This window comes from Rhizobium sp. WYJ-E13 (genome assembly GCF_018987265.1).
Taxonomy (GTDB): domain Bacteria; phylum Pseudomonadota; class Alphaproteobacteria; order Rhizobiales; family Rhizobiaceae; genus Rhizobium.
In genome coordinates this window covers 2539359-2556404 of sequence record NZ_CP076853.1, presented here as the reverse complement: position 1 = coordinate 2556404, position 17046 = coordinate 2539359, and the positions used below count along the sequence as shown (strand labels likewise).

General features: G+C 60.6%; 15 protein-coding genes. 10 read left to right on the top strand and 5 right to left on the bottom strand.

Going from position 1 to position 17046, the window contains the following annotated elements:
* The first annotated feature begins 38 nt into the window (after window positions 1-38).
* From KQ933_RS12880 to KQ933_RS12850, 7 genes are all read left to right on the top strand, one after another.
* Window positions 39-809 (top strand): N-formylglutamate amidohydrolase, encoded by a 771-nt coding sequence (locus KQ933_RS12880; protein WP_216755252.1) that lies wholly within the window; start codon window positions 39-41, stop codon window positions 807-809.
* Window positions 810-929: 120 nt separating this feature from the next.
* A complete protein-coding gene (locus tag KQ933_RS12875) occupies window positions 930-2480 on the top strand; it encodes an amino acid permease (protein WP_216755251.1) in 1551 nt (516 codons plus the stop codon).
* Between the two features lie 143 nt (window positions 2481-2623).
* Window positions 2624-3988, top strand: a complete 1365-nt coding sequence (locus tag KQ933_RS12870; protein ID WP_216755250.1) for a glutamine synthetase family protein — start codon at window positions 2624-2626, stop codon at window positions 3986-3988.
* 99 nt (window positions 3989-4087) lie between these two features.
* Window positions 4088-5473, top strand: a complete 1386-nt coding sequence (locus KQ933_RS12865) for an aldehyde dehydrogenase family protein (RefSeq protein WP_216755249.1) — start codon at window positions 4088-4090, stop codon at window positions 5471-5473.
* A complete protein-coding gene (locus KQ933_RS12860; RefSeq protein ID WP_216755248.1) occupies window positions 5470-6624 on the top strand; it encodes an iron-containing alcohol dehydrogenase in 1155 nt (384 codons plus the stop codon). Before KQ933_RS12865 ends, KQ933_RS12860 begins: the two co-directional genes overlap by 4 nt.
* A gap of 247 nt (window positions 6625-6871) precedes the next feature.
* On the top strand, window positions 6872-7582 hold the full coding sequence (locus tag KQ933_RS12855) for a ParA family protein (RefSeq protein WP_216755247.1): 711 nt from the start codon (window positions 6872-6874) through the stop codon (window positions 7580-7582).
* Between the two features lie 127 nt (window positions 7583-7709).
* Complete coding sequence (locus KQ933_RS12850; protein ID WP_216755246.1) at window positions 7710-8825, top strand: LuxR C-terminal-related transcriptional regulator; 1116 nt, start codon at window positions 7710-7712, stop codon at window positions 8823-8825.
* A gap of 6 nt (window positions 8826-8831) precedes the next feature.
* Here the strand turns inward: KQ933_RS12850 and KQ933_RS12845 are convergent, their stop codons facing one another.
* Window positions 8832-10220 (bottom strand): L,D-transpeptidase, encoded by a 1389-nt coding sequence (locus tag KQ933_RS12845; RefSeq protein WP_216755245.1) that lies wholly within the window; start codon window positions 10218-10220, stop codon window positions 8832-8834.
* A gap of 255 nt (window positions 10221-10475) precedes the next feature.
* On the opposite strand from KQ933_RS12845, the gene KQ933_RS12840 reads away from it, so the two are divergent.
* From KQ933_RS12840 to KQ933_RS12830, 3 genes are all read left to right on the top strand, one after another.
* Window positions 10476-11312 (top strand): DUF4432 family protein, encoded by an 837-nt coding sequence (locus tag KQ933_RS12840; protein ID WP_216755244.1) that lies wholly within the window; start codon window positions 10476-10478, stop codon window positions 11310-11312.
* Window positions 11313-11398: 86 nt separating this feature from the next.
* Complete coding sequence (locus tag KQ933_RS12835) at window positions 11399-11737, top strand: TIGR01244 family sulfur transferase (RefSeq protein WP_216755243.1); 339 nt, start codon at window positions 11399-11401, stop codon at window positions 11735-11737.
* A 72-nt stretch (window positions 11738-11809) separates the two neighbouring features.
* Window positions 11810-12154: a RidA family protein gene (locus KQ933_RS12830; protein ID WP_007824077.1), complete on the top strand. Its 345-nt coding sequence runs from the start codon at window positions 11810-11812 to the stop codon at window positions 12152-12154.
* Window positions 12155-12200: 46 nt separating this feature from the next.
* Here the strand turns inward: KQ933_RS12830 and KQ933_RS12825 are convergent, their stop codons facing one another.
* Genes KQ933_RS12825 through KQ933_RS12810 form a run of 4 tightly spaced genes read right to left on the bottom strand, consistent with a single transcriptional unit; the run spans window position 12201 to window position 17032 of the window.
* Window positions 12201-13871, bottom strand: a complete 1671-nt coding sequence (locus KQ933_RS12825; RefSeq protein WP_216755242.1) for a thiamine pyrophosphate-binding protein — start codon at window positions 13869-13871, stop codon at window positions 12201-12203.
* Window positions 13872-13884: 13 nt separating this feature from the next.
* Entirely contained in the window at window positions 13885-15084 is a 1200-nt protein-coding gene (locus KQ933_RS12820) for a CaiB/BaiF CoA-transferase family protein (RefSeq protein ID WP_216755241.1), read from the bottom strand.
* A 45-nt stretch (window positions 15085-15129) separates the two neighbouring features.
* Window positions 15130-16086 carry a DMT family transporter gene (locus tag KQ933_RS12815; RefSeq protein ID WP_216755240.1) on the bottom strand — a complete coding sequence of 319 codons (957 nt, stop codon included), beginning with the start codon at window positions 16084-16086 and terminating at the stop codon, window positions 15130-15132.
* Between the two features lies 1 nt (window position 16087).
* Window positions 16088-17032 (bottom strand): alpha/beta fold hydrolase, encoded by a 945-nt coding sequence (locus KQ933_RS12810; protein ID WP_216755239.1) that lies wholly within the window; start codon window positions 17030-17032, stop codon window positions 16088-16090.
* Window positions 17033-17046 lie beyond the last annotated feature (14 nt).

The window sequence follows — 17046 nt, the reverse complement described above, 5'->3', positions numbered from 1 at the left end:
TCTTATAAAGAATTTATTAAGCGATGGGGGAAGCGCCTTTGGTGCTGGCTCAGGCCAAAATTCTCAGCGATGACGACGGCGAATGCGTGGCAATCGAACGTGCTCACGGCAAGAGTCCGGTGCTCGTCATCTGCGAGCACGCATCCCGCACGCTTCCTGAACATTTCGGCGATCTCGGCCTTTCCGAGGAAGCGCTTTCGAGCCACATCGCCTGGGATCCGGGTGCGCTTGCCGTTGCCCGCGCCATTTCGGCAGCGCTGGATGCGACACTCATCTACCAGCGCTTCTCGCGGCTGATTTATGACTGCAACCGGCCGCCGAGTTCGCCCGGCGCCATGCCCGAGGTCAGCGAGATCTATACGATTCCCGGCAACAAGGATTTGACCGAGGGCGAGCGCAACGCCCGCACGGAAGCTCTCTACCTGCCGTTTCACGATGCCGTTCGCGCCCTGATCCGCGACCGTCAGGCAAGCGGGCAAGACAGCGTGATCGTGACGATCCACAGTTTTACGCCGATCTATAATGGCCGGCAGCGCGCTGTCGAACTCGGCATCCTCCACGACGAGGACAGCCGCCTTGCCGACCGCATGCTGGATTTTGCGGCCGAGGCGCCGCTCTACCGTACCGAACGCAACGAACCCTACGGGCCTGAGGACGGCGTGACGCACACGCTGATCCTGCATGGCATTTCCAATGGGCTTCGCAATGTCATGATCGAGGTCCGCAACGACCTCATCGCAGACGATACCGGCCAAGGGGTCGTGGCCGACTATCTCACAAGGCTTCTCCAGCAGAGTCTGGATGCCTGAATAAAAAGAAGACCCCGGGGAGCAGTTTAACTGCGAACAGCCCGCAAGGCGAAAAGCCACGGGCACTATTGGCATAGGATCGGTCGCAATCCCGCGGGCGATTGTCAACAGGGGGAAGTCATGTCGGACTATACTGAAAGTGACAAGAAGCAGGATATACATATCCTGCATTCCATGGGCTATGCCCAGGAACTCGAACGGCGGATGAGCTCGTTTTCGAACTTTGCAATCTCGTTTTCGATCATCTGCATTCTCTCCGGCGGCATCAATTCGCTCGGGCAGGCGACAGCGGGTGCGGGAGGAGCGGCGATCGGCCTCGGCTGGCCGCTCGGCTGCCTGATATCGTTCATCTTCGCCCTCGGCCTCGCGCAAATCGGCTCCGCCTATCCGACAGCCGGCGGTCTCTATCATTGGGGCTCGATCCTCGGCAACCGTTTCACTGGCTGGTTGTCGGCCTGGCTCAACCTTCTCGGGCTCGTCACCGTGCTCGGTGCCATCAATGTCGGCACCTTCTACTTCTTCTTCGGGGCCTTCGGGCCGCAGTTCGGCATAGAGGACACGCTCCTTCATCGTGTCGTCTTCGTGGCGATCATCACTGCGCTGCAGGCCGGCATCAACCATTTCGGCATCGGCTTGACCGCCAAGCTGACCGATTTTTCGGGATATCTGATCTTTGCAACAGCTATTCTGTTGACGATCGTCTGCTTGGCTGCTGCCTCGAGCTGGGATGTTTCTCGGCTTTTCACCTTCGCCAACTATACGGGCACCGAAGGTGCATCGCTCGTCTGGCCGGCCACCGTCTCGACCGGCATGGCGTTCCTGCTCGGCCTGCTGTTGCCGGTCTACACCATCACCGGCTATGACGCCTCTGCGCATACCTCGGAGGAGACCGTCAAGGCCGCCGTCTCCGTGCCGCGTGGCATGGTTTCCTCGGTTCTCTGGTCGGCGCTTTTCGGCTATCTCATGCTGTGTGCCTTCGTGCTGATGATCCCGAACATGGACGATGCAGCAAAACAGGGCTGGAACGTGTTCTTCTGGGCGATGGACGCGCAGGTCAACCCGACGATCAAAACCATTCTTTACGTGCTGATATTCGTCTCGCAGTTCCTGTGTGGACTTGCGACGGTCACCTCGCTTTCGCGAATGATCTTTGCCTTCTCGCGTGACAAGGGGCTTCCGGCGTCCTCGGTCCTCGCCAAGGTCAGCCCGAGCTTCCGCACGCCGGTCGCAGCCATCTGGACGGGCTCGATCCTTTCCGTGCTCTTTGTCTGGTTTACCTCGGCGATTACCATTGCCGGTACCCCTGCTTATTCGATCGTCGTATCGTGCACGGTCATCTTCCTGTTCCTGTCCTTCGTTGTGCCGATCGCTCTCGGCCTCATCTCGATAGGAACAGCGAAATGGCCGAAGATGGGACCCTGGAATATGGGAATCGGGCTGTATAAAGTGGTTGCCGTTCTCGCCATCCTGTCGATGGCTTTGATTTTCTACATCGGCATTCAGCCGCCGAACGACTGGGCGCTGGAAATCACTGTAGGCTTCCTCGTCTTGACCGCTATCGTCTGGTTCGCATTCGAGAACCGCCGCTTCAAGGGGCCGCCGATCGGCGAGGCGATTGCTAAACGCCAGGCTGAAATCGCGGCCGCGGAGGCGGCGGTTGGCGAAGTCTGAAAAGGAGCTTCCCCCTTACACGATGGGGCCGCTCCGGCGGCCCCATCACGGTTCAACGAAAAGGCATCGAACGTGTTGATCCCGGCGGTCGCATGCCGTTTCGTTGTCCCGATTTCCCGGTTTCAATTTCAGGCGGATGAATCATGAGCAGCTATACTCTCGACGATCTCAGACAGGACGTTGCCGACGGGCGCATCGATACGGTGCTCGCCTGCCAGGTGGACATGCAGGGGCGCCTGATGGGCAAGCGTTTCCAGGCGGAATTTTTCCTCGAAAGCGCCTGGAAGGAAACGCACAGCTGCAATTATCTGCAGGCGACCGACATGGAGATGGAAACCGTCTCCGGCTACAAGGCAACAAGCTGGGAAAAGGGTTACGGCGACTATACGATGAAGCCGGACCTTTCGACGCTGCGGCTCATCCCCTGGCTCGAAGGCACGGCGCTCGTACTTTGCGACGTGCTGGACCATCATACGCACGAGGAAGTGGCGCATTCGCCGCGCGCGATCCTGAAGAAGCAGGTCAAGCGGCTGGAGGACATGGGCATGAAGGCCTACATGGCCTCCGAGCTTGAATTCTTCCTCTTCGACCAGAGTTACGAGGCGGCCCAGGCGTCCGGCTACCGCAACCTGAAACTCGCCAGTGCCTATAATGAGGATTACCATATCTTCCAGACAACCAAGGAAGAAGAGGTGATGCGGGCGATCCGCAAGGGCCTGCAGGGCGCCGGCATCCCGGTCGAAAATTCCAAGGGTGAGGCGTCGGCCGGTCAGGAAGAAATTAATGTGCGTTATGCCGATGCGCTCACCATGGCCGACCGGCATGCGATCATCAAGAACGGCTGCAAGGAAATCGCCTGGTCGAAGGGCAAGGCGATCACCTTCCTCGCCAAGTGGCATTACAATGCCGCCGGCAGTTCCTCGCATATCCACCAGTCGCTCTGGAGCCTGGAAGAAAAACCGCTCTTCTTCGATCATGCCGGCCATCATGGTATGACGCCGCTGATGCAGAACTATATTGCCGGGCTGCTCAGCCACGCGAGCGAGATCACTTATTTCCTGGCGCCTTATATTAACTCCTACAAGCGCTTCATGGCCGGCACCTTCGCGCCGACCAAGGCCGTCTGGAGCAAGGATAACCGCACGGCCGGCTATCGCCTCTGCGGCGAGGAAACCAAGGCGATCCGCATCGAATGCCGCGTCGGCGGCTCCGATCTCAATCCTTACCTTGCCTTCGCAGCGCTGCTTGCTGCAGGCATCGACGGCATCGAAAAGAAGCTGGAGCTGGAGGCGCCCTATGTGGGTGACGCCTATTTCGGCAAGGATATCCGCGAAATCCCGCGCACGCTGCGGGCTGCCACCAAGGCCATGACGGAATCGGAGATGCTGCGCACAGCCTTCGGCGACGATGTCATCGACCACTATACCCGCGCTGCCGAATGGGAGCAGGAAGAATACGACCGCCGCATCACGGATTGGGAAGTGGCGCGCGGCTTCGAGAGAGCTTAAGAACATATCCGAAGCGGAAAGTCGCCCGACCGGGTTCTCCTGCGGAGGATCAATCGAGGCGTCTTTCCCTGCGGCTCAGAAGAAAACAGGATTCAGATCATGACAATGATCCAATGCATTTCGCCGGTTGACGGCTCCGTTTATGCGGAGCGTCCGGCGCTTTCGCTCGAAGCGGCAAAGGAAGCCGTCGCGCGTGCCCGCAAGGCGCAGAAGGCCTGGGCCAGGCGCCCGCTCGAAGATCGCGTCCAGCTTGTGCTGAAGGGTGTCGCCCGTCTCAACGAGATGTCCGATGTCGTCGTGCCGGAACTTGCCTGGCAGATGGGCCGGCCGATCAAGTATGGCGGCGAATATCGCGGCTTCAACGAACGCTCCAACTATGTCGCCTCGATCGCTGCGGACGCCCTCGCGCCGCTCGTCGTCGAAGAGAGCGACAAGTTCGAGCGCCGCATCGAGCGCGAAGCGCATGGAGTCGTCTTCGTCATCGCTCCCTGGAACTATCCTTACATGACGGCGATCAACACGATCGCGCCGGCGCTGATGGCGGGCAATACCGTCGTGCTGAAGCACGCCTCGCAGACGCTGCTCGTCGGCGAGCGGCTGGTGCAGGCCTTTGTCGAGGCCGGTGTGCCCGAGGATGTGTTCCAGAATGTCTTTCTCGATCACGAGACGACTTCGGCGCTGATTGCGGCCGGCAGCTTCAACTTCATCAATTTCACTGGCTCGGTCGAAGGAGGCCGCTCGATGGAGCGGGCTGCGGCCGGCACTTTCACTGGGCTCGGCCTCGAGCTCGGCGGCAAGGATCCGGGCTATGTGATGGAGGATGCCGATCTCGATGCCGCCGTCGATACGTTGATGGATGGCGCCACCTATAATTCCGGCCAGTGCTGCTGCGGCATTGAGCGCATCTATGTGCATGAATCGCTCTATGACGCCTTCGTCGAGAAGTCGGTCGCCTGGGTTTCGAACTACAAGCTCGGCAATCCGCTCGATCCGGAGACAACGCTTGGTCCGATGGCCCACAAGCGCTTCGCCAGGGTGGTACGCGAGCAGATCGCGGACGCGGTCGCCAAGGGCGCCAAGGCGCTCGTCGATCCAAAGCTTTTTCCGGCCGATGACGGGGGTGCCTATCTCGCTCCGCAGATTCTCGTCAACGTCGATCATTCCATGGCTTTCATGCGCGAAGAAACCTTCGGCCCGGCCGTCGGCATCATGAAGGTCAAGAGTGACGATGAGGCCCTGGCGCTGATGAACGACAGCCAATACGGGCTCACCGCCTCTCTGTGGACAAAGGACGCCGAGCGGGCAGGGCGGCTCGGCCGCGACATCGAAACCGGCACCGTCTTCATGAACCGCGCCGATTATCTCGATCCGGCTCTGTGCTGGACCGGTGTCAAGGAAACCGGCCGCGGCGGCTCGCTGTCGATCATCGGCTTCCACAACCTGACGCGCCCGAAATCCTACCACCTGAAGAAAGTTACAGCATGAGCAGCGCCAACATCACCGCCAACTGGAGCTATCCGACATCAGTCAAGCTCGGCCGCGGCCGCATCAAGGAACTGGCAGACGCCTGCAAGAGCCTCGGCATGAAGAAGCCGCTGCTCATCACCGACCGCGGCCTCGCCGCGATGGCGATCACCAAGAACGCGCTCGACATTCTCGAAGATGCCGGCCTCGGCCGAGCGATCTTCGCCGATGTCGATCCGAACCCGAACGAAAAGAACCTCGAAGCCGGAATCAAGGCCTTCCGCGATGGCGGCCATGATGGTGTCGTCGCCTTCGGCGGCGGTTCGGGCCTCGATCTCGGCAAGTGCGTGGCTTTCATGGTCGGCCAGACGCGCCCGGTCTGGGATTTCGAGGATATCGGAGACTGGTGGACACGCGCGAGCATCGAAGGCATCGCCCCGATCGTTGCCGTGCCGACGACGGCCGGCACCGGCTCGGAAGTCGGTCGCGCCAGCGTCATCACCAACTCCGCGACGCATGTGAAGAAGATCATCTTCCACCCGAAGTTCCTGCCGGGCGTCGTGATCGCCGATCCGGAACTGACGGTCGGCATGCCGAAGATCATCACTGCCGGCACCGGCATGGATGCCTTCGCCCATTGCCTGGAGGCTTACTCTTCACCGTTCTACCATCCGATGTCGGCCGGCATCGCGCTGGAAGGCATGCGGCTCGTCAAGGAATTCCTGCCGCGCGCCTATAAGGAAGGCACGGATCTGGAAGCGCGCGCTAACATGATGTCGGCAGCCGCCATGGGCGCTGTCGCCTTCCAGAAGGGGCTTGGCGCCATCCATGCGCTCTCGCACCCGATCGGCGCGGTCTACAATACCCATCACGGCATGACCAATGCCGTCGTGATGCCCGCGGTGCTGCGCTTCAACCGCTCGGCCATCGAAGAGAAGGTTGCGCGCGCGGCTGCCTATCTCGGCATATCCGGCGGTTTCGACGGCTTCTACGACTACGTGCTGAAGCTGCGCTCCGAACTCGGCGTTCCCGAAAATCTCACCGCGATGGGAATCACCCCCGACCGGATCGATGAACTGGCCGCAATGGCGATCGAAGATCCGAGCGCCGGCGGTAATCCGGTTGCATTGACGCTCGAAAATACGAAGACCCTGTTTAGGGATTGCTTCTGAACAGATAAAGGCGGACCTCTGAACTGGCCCGGGGAACCTTGGTTTTCCGGGCTTTTTTGTTGTTTTTCGCGCTTCAGGCCATCCTGATTTTTGATGATGCGAAAAATGCGGACCGCAATTTCGGCGGGCGTGTTTACAGTTTGTTAACCACGATTGGAAAGGATGGGTTAACCGCACGATGCTCCGACTGTGCGATTAACAACGAGCGATGCCGGCTCGCGCCATTTCCCTTCGAGGACTTAAGAATATGCCAGTCATCACATTCGCAAATACCAAGGGCGGCGCCGGCAAGACCACGGCCGTGTTGCTGCTTGCCACCGAGCTGGCCCGTCAGGGCTACCGTGTCACCATCCTCGATGCCGACCCGCAGCACTGGATTTCGCGCTGGCACGAAATCTCCGGCCATGTGCCCAACATCAGCGTCATCGATTTCGTGACGACTGCCTCGCTGCCGCAGCACATCAGCGAAAACAAGCACAATACCGATTATTTCATCATCGATCTGCCGGGTGCGCGCAATCCGCTGCTGGCAACGGCCGTCGGTCTCTCCGACCACGTGCTGATCCCGATCCAGGGCTGCGCCATGGATGCCCGCGGCGGTGCCCAGGTTCTCGAGCTGCTCCAGTATCTGGAGGAGAAGGCAGGCATCAAGATCGACCATTCGGTCGTGCTGACCCGCGTCAACTCCATGGTCACCACCCGCGCACTGCAGCTCGTCAAGGCCCTGTTGAACGAACGCCATGTGTCGGTTCTGGATACGGCCATCATCGAACGCTCGGCCTTTCGCGACATTTTCGATTGCGGCGGCACGCTGCATACGATGGATCCGGCGCGCGTCAGCAATCTCGACAAGGCCCGTGAAAATGCCCTCTGTTTCGCAGAGGAAATCATACGCAAGGTACCGGGACGGCTGCCGGTTGCTGTTCGGCTGGCCAACGCGATGCGAAGCGCCGCCTGATCAGAATATCGGAGCAAGAAATTGGATGCCTCGGCTTCGGCTGGGGCATTTTCTATTTGAAATTACATTTGCTCACTGCTGTAATGATTGACAGGCTGTAAAAATATATTCACGCGCGAAGCAACGCATGAGCATCACCCGGCAAGTCGACGACAAGCTTATCGATTCCATCTACGGGGTCGTTTTTGGTGAAGCACGATGGGATACGTTTCTGACGGAGTTGAACGGGCTGCTGCCGGGGGCCGGAACCAGCCTTTTCTATCATGACGCTGTGCGGGCGGAAGGTTCGTCGCAATTCCACATCAATATGGATCAGGCGTGGATCGACACCTACACACGCTATTACTGCCGGCTGAACCCCTGGATATCGGGCCTGAACAGAACGCCCACCGGGCAGGGAGCAATCGGCGAGGATTTCATATCCTATGCAGAGCTTTCCAGGACCGAGTTCTTCAACGACTTCTGGCATCGGCATGAAGGTCACGGCGCCGTCGGCATGACGATCCTGCGGGAGGGCGGCCGGTCGTTCAATCTTTCGATCACCACGACCCGTTGGACCGGTCCGGATGAGAGTCGGGCCTGCGCTGCGCTTCTGACGCGGATCGGGCCTCATCTGAGGCGCGCCTTCATCGCGGTCGAATCCGGCGGCCGGCAAAAGAACGCTTCGGAGATCAATGGGCGGCTGTTCGATGCCATTGGCGTCGGCGTGCTCCTGTTAAATTCAGAGCGGCGACTGATCTCCACGTCTGTCTTTGGAGAGGCGGTGCTTGAACAGGGAGCGGGTGTCTGGCTTTCACCGCTCGGAATGTTGCATCTTGCCGACAAGGATGCCGACGACCGTCTCACACTGATGCTCAGGCATGAGGAGGAGGCAGAGCGTCAGCATACGGTTCTGGCCGATGGCCGGAAGATCACCTTGCTCAAGCTTGAGAAGAGCCACCGTCCACGCTTCTTCGAACGGCCTGTCGTCGCCATCCTTATCGAGCCGAAACAAGGCTCCATAGGGCTGAGCGATGAGAAACTGCGCAGTGATTTCGGTCTCACGCAGGCTGAAATCAAGGTCGTGAGGGCGCTTGTTTCGGGAGGCTCGGTTTCGGGCCTGGCTGCCGAAACCAGCCGTTCGCGGGAGACGATCCGCTCGCAGGTGCGGTCCGTCTACATGAAGACCGGTGCCAGAAAGCAGGTGGAGCTCCTGCGTCTCATCCAGTTTGGCGAGCGTCCCGCACAGACACCGGGCGAGTAGATTTCCTCAGTCGACGAATTCGACAGTCACGCCGGGCTTGACCATCTTGGCAAGCTCCGTCGCATCCCAGTTCGTCAGCCGGATGCAGCCGTGGCTCTGGGTGCGGCCGATTCTCGAGGGGTCGGGCGTGCCGTGGATGCCGTAGGTCGGCTTGGAAAGCGCCATCCAGACCGTACCAACCGGGCCGTTCGGGCCTGGCGGGATGTCGAGGATCTTGTCGTTTGTGCCCTGCTGGAAATTGATCTTCGGATTGTAGGTGTAGCCAGGATTGAAGGCGACGCGCTCGACCGTGACAATGCCAGAAGGCGAGGGCGTGTCCGTGGAGCCGATCGAGGCGGGGTAGGCGGCAACGAGGTTGCCTGCGTCGTCATAGGCGAAGACCTGCTTGCGACCCTTGTCGGCGAGGATCTTTGCAACAGCGCCCTTCTTGTTCTCGCCGGGATTGACGACCTTGATGACGGTACCTGGAATCGTGAAATCCGCGCCGGGGTTCATTTCCTTCAGGAAATTTTCGTCCATGTGGAAACGTTCGGCAAGCGCTTCGGTGACCGAGGTGTAGGCGAGGGACGGCAGGAGGGCTTTCTGCGAATAGTCTTCAGGGATCTGCGCGACATAGGGACCGGCCGCATCCGCATCCGTGATCGTGTAGCTGACGACCGGAAGGCCACCATTCATGCGCAGCTCTTCGAGGATCGCATCCGTATTGTTTGGATCGAGCTTGGTGCCAGTCATCTGTTCATAGGCGTAGATCGCCTTGGTGACATTGGAGCCCATGTGGCCGTCGATGACACCGGGGGAAACGCCGGAGCGATCCAGAAAGACCTGAAGGGCGACGATTTCGGGCTTGGACTTGCCCTTGAGCGTGATCACAGGTTCCTGCGGCGCCGGGCGCGGCTCGTCGGCCGGCGGAACCTGCTGATCGGGCTCAATTGCTGCATAGTCATCCTGACCCTGCTGGTCGCCGGGGTAGAGCTGATCCTCGAGCGGGCCGCGCTCGATGGCAGCGTCCTGCGGAATGGAACCGGTTACCGGGCCGCGCTCGGAATAGCGCGTATCGCCATGGCGGTTACCGTCGGGATAATAGGGATCGTTGTTGTAGACGTCGTTATAGACTTCTCGATTGGTGCTTGGCGAGTAGTAGCCACGGGCGCGCATTTCCGTAGCGACGATATTGCCGTAGCGGTCGATCAGCACGCGATTGCCACGATAATCGTGGGCATAGACGAAGCCGCGGCCGGGCGGGACGTAATCGAGGATTTCGCCGCTCGGCGTCACCAGCACGATGTCGCTTCTGTTGCGCCCATATTGCTGCGCACCGGCCTGCTGCGGTGTGAAGGCGGCGAGCGCCAAAAGCATGGCCGAAAGGGAAAGGGCCGATTTCATAAAGCGATTCACGTCTCACACCTCGATCAGTGGCTCGGCAGACACACACCTGCGAATTTTGACGCTAGTGTGGAATTTCTTAAGCCGTGCTGAACAAAACATAAAAACAACGGTGTTTTGCGTTTACTCATAAACGCTTGCGCGAAGATGACGTTCCTGTGAAGTCGTCGGTTACGGTACTCCCTGGCCATCTCATCGGTCCCGATTGACGAGGGTGGCCGCACGACCTAACCCTACCGCAACCAAGATTCCCCGGGAGGACTGCCGATGATCGAATTTGCCGCCGCAAGCGGGCCGCGCCTGATGCTGGACGAAACATCGGTGCTGGATATCGGCGGCTGCATCGTCGAGGGCGTCGACATCGCGCCCAAGCGGGCCATCCCTGATGACGGCGATCCGCGAATCGATCATTCGCTGGAAGGCTTCCTTTTTACCTGCGGTCCCGATCATATCCGTCACCGCCAGCCAGTTCCCGGCACGGACGGCAAGATCTATCCGCTGCACGGTTCGGCCTCCGGCCATCAGGCCAAGGTGCTCCGGACGACGTTCGAGAATGGCAATGCCGAATGCCGCGCCGATATCGATATCACCACGGTGGAGGGGCTGCCGCGGCGCATCGAGCGGCTGTGGCGGATCGACGGGGCCACCGGCGAGGTTTCGCTGGAGGACCGCATCGTCAATAGGAGCAATGAGACCGTGCCGACCTTCCTGATGTATCATATGAACATCGGCGGCAAATGGCTGGACGGGGGAACGCGGCTCGAAGGCCGGATGCTGGAGGGCGGCGGTTTTCCCTGGACTTTCGGCGAGGAGCCGGGTGGTATCTTCTGCGTGGAGGCTCCGGCCACCGAGGAGAGCTTTGCCGAAGTCCGGCTCGGGCCGATTGCGGCGATTGGCGGCAGGACGCTCAGAGTGCGGTTTCGCGCCGATACGCTGCCGCATCTGCAGATCTGGCGGAACCAGAAGGCGCCGGCGCATATCATCGGTATCGAGCCAGTTTCGCACCGCTGGGTGCTGCGCGATGAACTGGAAGCGGCCGGCGAGTTCAACTGGCTGAAGCCTGGTGAAAGCCGCAGCTATGGCCTGCGTTTCGCCTTCGTCTAATGAAGGATGATTGGCTGAAGACGTGTTGACGCTTGACAGGACGCGTCGTAGACCTTCAGCCCACCATTTTCGAGGAGATTGAGACGATGGATATCCGCCAGATCGACGATGAATACTCCGTTTCCGGCCAGATCACGGTTGAGGATCTCGACCAGATCAAGGCCCTCGGCTTCAAGTCCATCGTCTGCCATCGTCCGGACGACGAAAGCCCGGACCAGCCGCCCTTTGCGGTCATCGAAGCCCGTGCCAAGGAGATCGGCCTCGAGATTACCCATGTGCCTGTCGGCCCGATGGGGGTGACCGAGGAAGCCGTGCAGGGCATGGTCGATGCGCTCGACGAATTCGAACGCCCGATGCTCGGCTACTGCCGCTCCGGCGCACGCTCCACGGCGATCTATCAGAAGACGCATCATATCCGCACCTGATCCGGTCCCATCCGGACACAATCCGACGCCGCCTGAACGCGGCGTCTTTCATTTAATGAACAGGAGAACACGATGAGCATCAAGCGTATCGATATCGGCGCCCGCATGAGCGGCGCCGTCATCCACGGCAACACCGTTTATCTCGCAGGCCAGGTCGGCGAAGGCGAGAGCGTCACCGATCAGTGCAAGTCCGCGCTTGGCGAAGTCGACCGTCTGCTGGCTGCCGCCGGCAGCAACAAATCGAAGATCCTGCAGACGATCATCTATCTCTCCGACATCGCCTATTTCGCTGAGATGAACGCCGTTTGGGAAGGCTGGATCGACCCGGCAAACCCGCCGGCCCGTGCCACCAGCGAAGCCAAGCTCGCTGCGCCGAAGTACAAGGTTGAGTTCATCGTTACGGCCGCTCTCGACTAAGAGCGTCCTGCGGAGACCAATCAAAGCCGGTGAGGTTTGAACTGGATTAGTTCGCGGACTCACCGGCTTTTTGTTGGGCGATTTCCGAGAGCGTCCTTGTCGGCGTAATCGCTTCAGGATCGAGCTTGATTTCAATGATTGCCGGCTTGCCGCTGTCGCGCGCGCGCTCGAAAGCCGGCGCGAAATCCTCGGTCTTTTCCACCGTCTCGCCGTGGCCGCCATAGGCGCGAGCAAGGGCTGCGAAATCCGGATTGGTGAGATCCGTGGCGCTGACGCGGCCTGGATATTCGCGTTCCTGATGCATGCGGATCGTGCCGTAGATGCCGTTGTTGACGACGACCGCGATGATCGGCAGGCCGTAGCGCACAGCGGTCGCAAATTCCTGTCCGTGCATCAGGAAGCAGCCGTCGCCGGCAAAGCAGATAACTTCCTGATCGGGAAAGAGCCGCTTGGCGGCAACGGCGGCCGGAAGGCCGTAACCCATGGAGCCTGAGGTCGGTGCCGCCTGCGTGTTGAAGCGGCGGAAGCGGTGGAAGCGATGCACCCAGGTGGCGTAGTTTCCGGCGCCATTGGTGAAGACCGTATCCGGCTTCGTGTTTGCCTCCAGCCATTCCAAGATCGGCCCCATATGGACGGCGCCCGGACCCGTGGCCGGCGGCTTCGACCATGAGAGATAGGCCTGATGCATACGCTCAGTGCGTTCGGCCCAGCGCGGTTCGGCAGGGGCTTCCAGATCGGCGAGCGCTTCGATGAAGTCGATGGGACTGGCGCAGATCGCGAGATCAGGGCGATAGACGCGGCCGAGCTCGGACGAGTCTGGATGGATGTGGACGAGCGATTGGGCAGGGTAGGGGATGTCGAGCAGCGTATAGCCCGAGGAAGGCATTTCTGACATACGGCTGCCGAGCAGGATCAGAAGGTCGCTCTCCTTGATCTCTTTGGCGAGCGCCGGATTGATGCCGATACCGACGTCGCCGGCGTAGCAGGGATGCAGGTGGTCGAACAACATCTGCCGGCGGAAGGAACAGCCGACCGGCAGGCGGAAGCGCTCGGCAAAGGTCTGGAAATCGGCGACCGCATCAGCATCCCAGCGGGTGCCGCCAAGGATGACTATCGGCCGCTCGGCCTTCAGCAGGCGCAGATAGAGATCGTCGATCTGGCTGCGGCCGGGATGGGCTTCGACGCGCGCGTAGCGCCTTGCTTTCGGGGCCTCGACCTCGTCGCGCAACATATCTTCAGGAAGCGTCAGCACGACCGGACCCGGACGGCCCGATGTGGCGATCGCGAAGGCGCGGGTGACGAATTCCGGGATGCGGGCGGCATCATCGATCTCGCCGACCCATTTGGCGAATTCGGTGAACGCGCGGCGGAATTCGACCTCCTGGAAAGCTTCGCGCTCGCGCGCCTCCCGCTGCACCTGGCCGATGAAGAGGATCATCGGGATCGAATCCTGCCTGGCGATATGCAGGCCGGCGGAGGCATTGGTGGCGCCGGGGCCGCGGGTGACCATGCAGATACCGGGCTCGCCGGTCAGCCGGCCCCAGCAATCCGCCATCATCGCCGCGCCACCTTCCTGACGGCAGACGATGACATCGATATCGCTGTCATACAGGGCGTCGAGCACCGCAAGGAAGCTCTCTCCCGGCACGCAGGAGAGGCGCTTCACCCCGTTCGCCTTCAGCGCTTCGACGATCAACTGTCCGCCTGTCCTTTTCATGGCCCCTTCCTTCTCATGGTGACGTTTTCCTCTCCCATTCCTCAAGTTCGGCCAGAACTTCGGCATTGTGTTCGCCCAGGCGCGGGCTCGGCCGTTCGTAGCGCAGCGGCGTTTCCGACAGGACCACCGGCGTGCGCACGCCCGGTATCATCGTGCCCGCGGCATCCGGCAGGTCGACGCGCAGGCCACGCGCCTTGATCTGCGGATCGGCAAACATTTCCTCGATCGTATTGATGGCGCCCGCCGGCACGGCATTGTCCTCGCAGGCTTTCAGGAGATCGGCCTTCCGCCATTTCAGCGTTTCGGTCGAGACAAGCCGGCGCACCTCGCCGCGGTTGGCGACGCGCGCCTTGTTGGTCGCAAAACGCTCGTCATCGGCGATGGAAAGGGCGAGGATCGTGCAAAGGCGGCGAAACTGGCCATCGTTGCCAATGGCAAGGATGAGATAACCGTCAGCCGTCGGCACGACTTCATAAGGTGAGATGTTCGGATGGGCATTGCCAAGGCGAACCGGGGCTCTGCCGGAGACCAGGTAGTTCATATTCTGGTTGGCGAGCACGGCCGATTGCACATCGAGCAGCGCCATGTCGATGAACTGGCCTTCGCCTGATTTCAGCGCATGGATGAGGGCGGCCTCGATGGCCGAGACCGCGTAGATGCCGGTGAAGACATCGGCGATCGCCACACCCGCCTTCATCGGCTGTCCCTCAGGTTCGCCTGTGATCGACATGAAGCCGGACATGCCCTGGACGATGTAATCGTAACCAGCGAGGTTTGCATAAGGGCCGGTCTGGCCGAAGCCGGTGATGGAGCAATAGACGAGGCGCGGATTGATCGCCTTCAGGCTCTCGTAATCGAGCCCGTATTTGACGAGACCTCCAAGCTTGAAATTCTCGATCAGCACATCGGCTGTCGCAACGAGACGGCGCACCAGCGACTGGCCTTCATCGCTCTTCAGGTCTGCGGTGATGGAGCGCTTGCCGCGATTGGCGGAATGGTAATAGGCAGCCGAGAGGTTTTCTCCGTCCGCGCCTTCAACGAAGGGCGGCCCCCAATGCCTCGTGTCGTCGCCGCCATCGGGGTTTTCCACCTTGATGACATCGGCGCCGAGATCGGCCAGCATCTGCCCCGCCCAGGGTCCGGCCAGCACGCGCGCAAGCTCGATGACCCTGATGCCCGCAAGCGGCGGTTTCTTCTTCACGTCTTGCGTCATGTTCCTCCCAAATTCCTCCCAAACTCCTCTCATGAGCGGCGGATTTCAGGGCGCCCGCGTCACCTCAGATGTATCGGATACGGGTTTGGAAGCAAAGCGCTGCTCGCGCCAGATGATGTAGAGGCCGGACGCGATGACGATGAGGATGCCGAGCCATTTCAACGCGTCGGGGAAATCGGCGAAGACCAGCCAGGCAAAGACGGTGGCCGAGACGATTTCCAGATATTGCAGCGGCGCCAGCGTGGAGGCCGGTGCGGCCCGATAGGCGTAAGCCGCGAGAATGCCGGTTATCGCCGCGGCAATGCCCGTACCCAGCAGGTAGCCGAAAGCGGGAAGATCGGGTATGGCCGTATCGATGATGTCAGAGCCGCTGCCATAGCCGATGAAGAGGACAACGGCGCAGAAGAAAATGCCCCAGAGGCCGGTCTGGAACTGCATGGCCCAGGGATCTTCGCGGTGCGATAGTACCCGTGTCATCAGCGCGAAGACGGCGATGCAGAAGGCGCTGACGACGGGCAGCAGAGCGATATAGCCGACCTGTTCGAAGCTCGGCTGAATGATCAGCAGGGCCCCCAGGAAGCCGACGGCGCAGGCGCTGTAGCGCCGCCAGCCGATCGTCTCTTTCAGGAAGATGCTGCCGAGGATCGTAAGAATGATCGGCTCGACGAAGAAGATGGCGATGGCATCGGCAACCGCCATGACCTTCAGCGTGGTGACGAAGCAGATCATCGAGATAGTGACCATTGCGCCACGGATGGCATGATACCAGCTCTGCTTCAGCGAAAACTGGATCTTCGCGCCGCGCAGGAAGACGAAAGGCAGCATGGTGAGCGACTGGATGACGAAGCGGAAGCCAGCGACTTCGGTGGACGAGATCGTCGCGGTCGCGAGCTTCGAGAAGATGTCGATCAGCGGCGAGATCATCACCGACAAAAACATAAAAAGCAGGCCAAACGTCACCTCGGAGGCGGCGGGATGGCGTATGGAACTCGTGCTTGTCATCTCAGATCCTTTCGCTCGGGACCGCGCGGATCGCCGCGTCGCACCAGCCGGCGAAATCCGCAATTGCCGTTTGCGCGCCGATCTCGTTCAGCGTTTCATGCCGCATGTCCTGATATATCTCCGTGCTGATACGGGAAAAGCCCTGACTTCTCAAACGCTTTGACAGCCAGAGGACGGCTTTTCCATTGATGGTTGCCGGGTCCTGACCGCCGCCGACCAGATGGATCGGCAGGTCTTTCGGCAGCCTCTCGAGCCGCTCCTTCTCGATGCCGCGGAAGGTGAGGGCGAAGATATCGAGCCAGAGCGATACCGAGGGGCCGAAGCCGCATAGCGGATCGGCGATATAGGCATCGACCTCGGCCGGATTGTGCGACAGCCAGTCGAATTCCGTCCGGTGGTTGGGAATGGATTTGTCCCAGGCGGAAAATGTCAGCCTCGGCAGCATGTCGCTTGGCACATCCGAGCCTTTGAGCATGCGTTCGGCAAGCAGGATCGCCTGCGCAACGCGGCCGGAAAGTCCAACCGAGAAATTTGAATTCCAGACGGCAAGGGCTGCGAAACGGCCGGGGAGATCGGCGGCGGCATTAAGGGCGATCAGGCCGCCCATCGAATGGCCGAGGAGGATGACGGGCAGGCCGGGGTGGCGGGTCGTGGCAAAGTCATGCACGGCGGCGATATCGTTGATGACGCGCTCTATGCCGCCCTGTCTCGCGAAGCGACCGAGCGGTGCATCGGGCGCGCTTGTCTCGCCGTGGCCGCGATGGTCATGCGCATAGACATGATAACCTCTTGCCGCCATGGCCTCGGCAAAGCGCCGGTAACGGCGAGAATGTTCGGCGAGCCCGTGTGAAATCATCAGGATAGCGTGCGCCTGGCCCTCTGCAGGCTGGTGATGGCACGCAAGCGAAGCCCCGGCATTCTGAAGCCGCAATGTCTCGGAAAACATGCATTCCTCCCGCG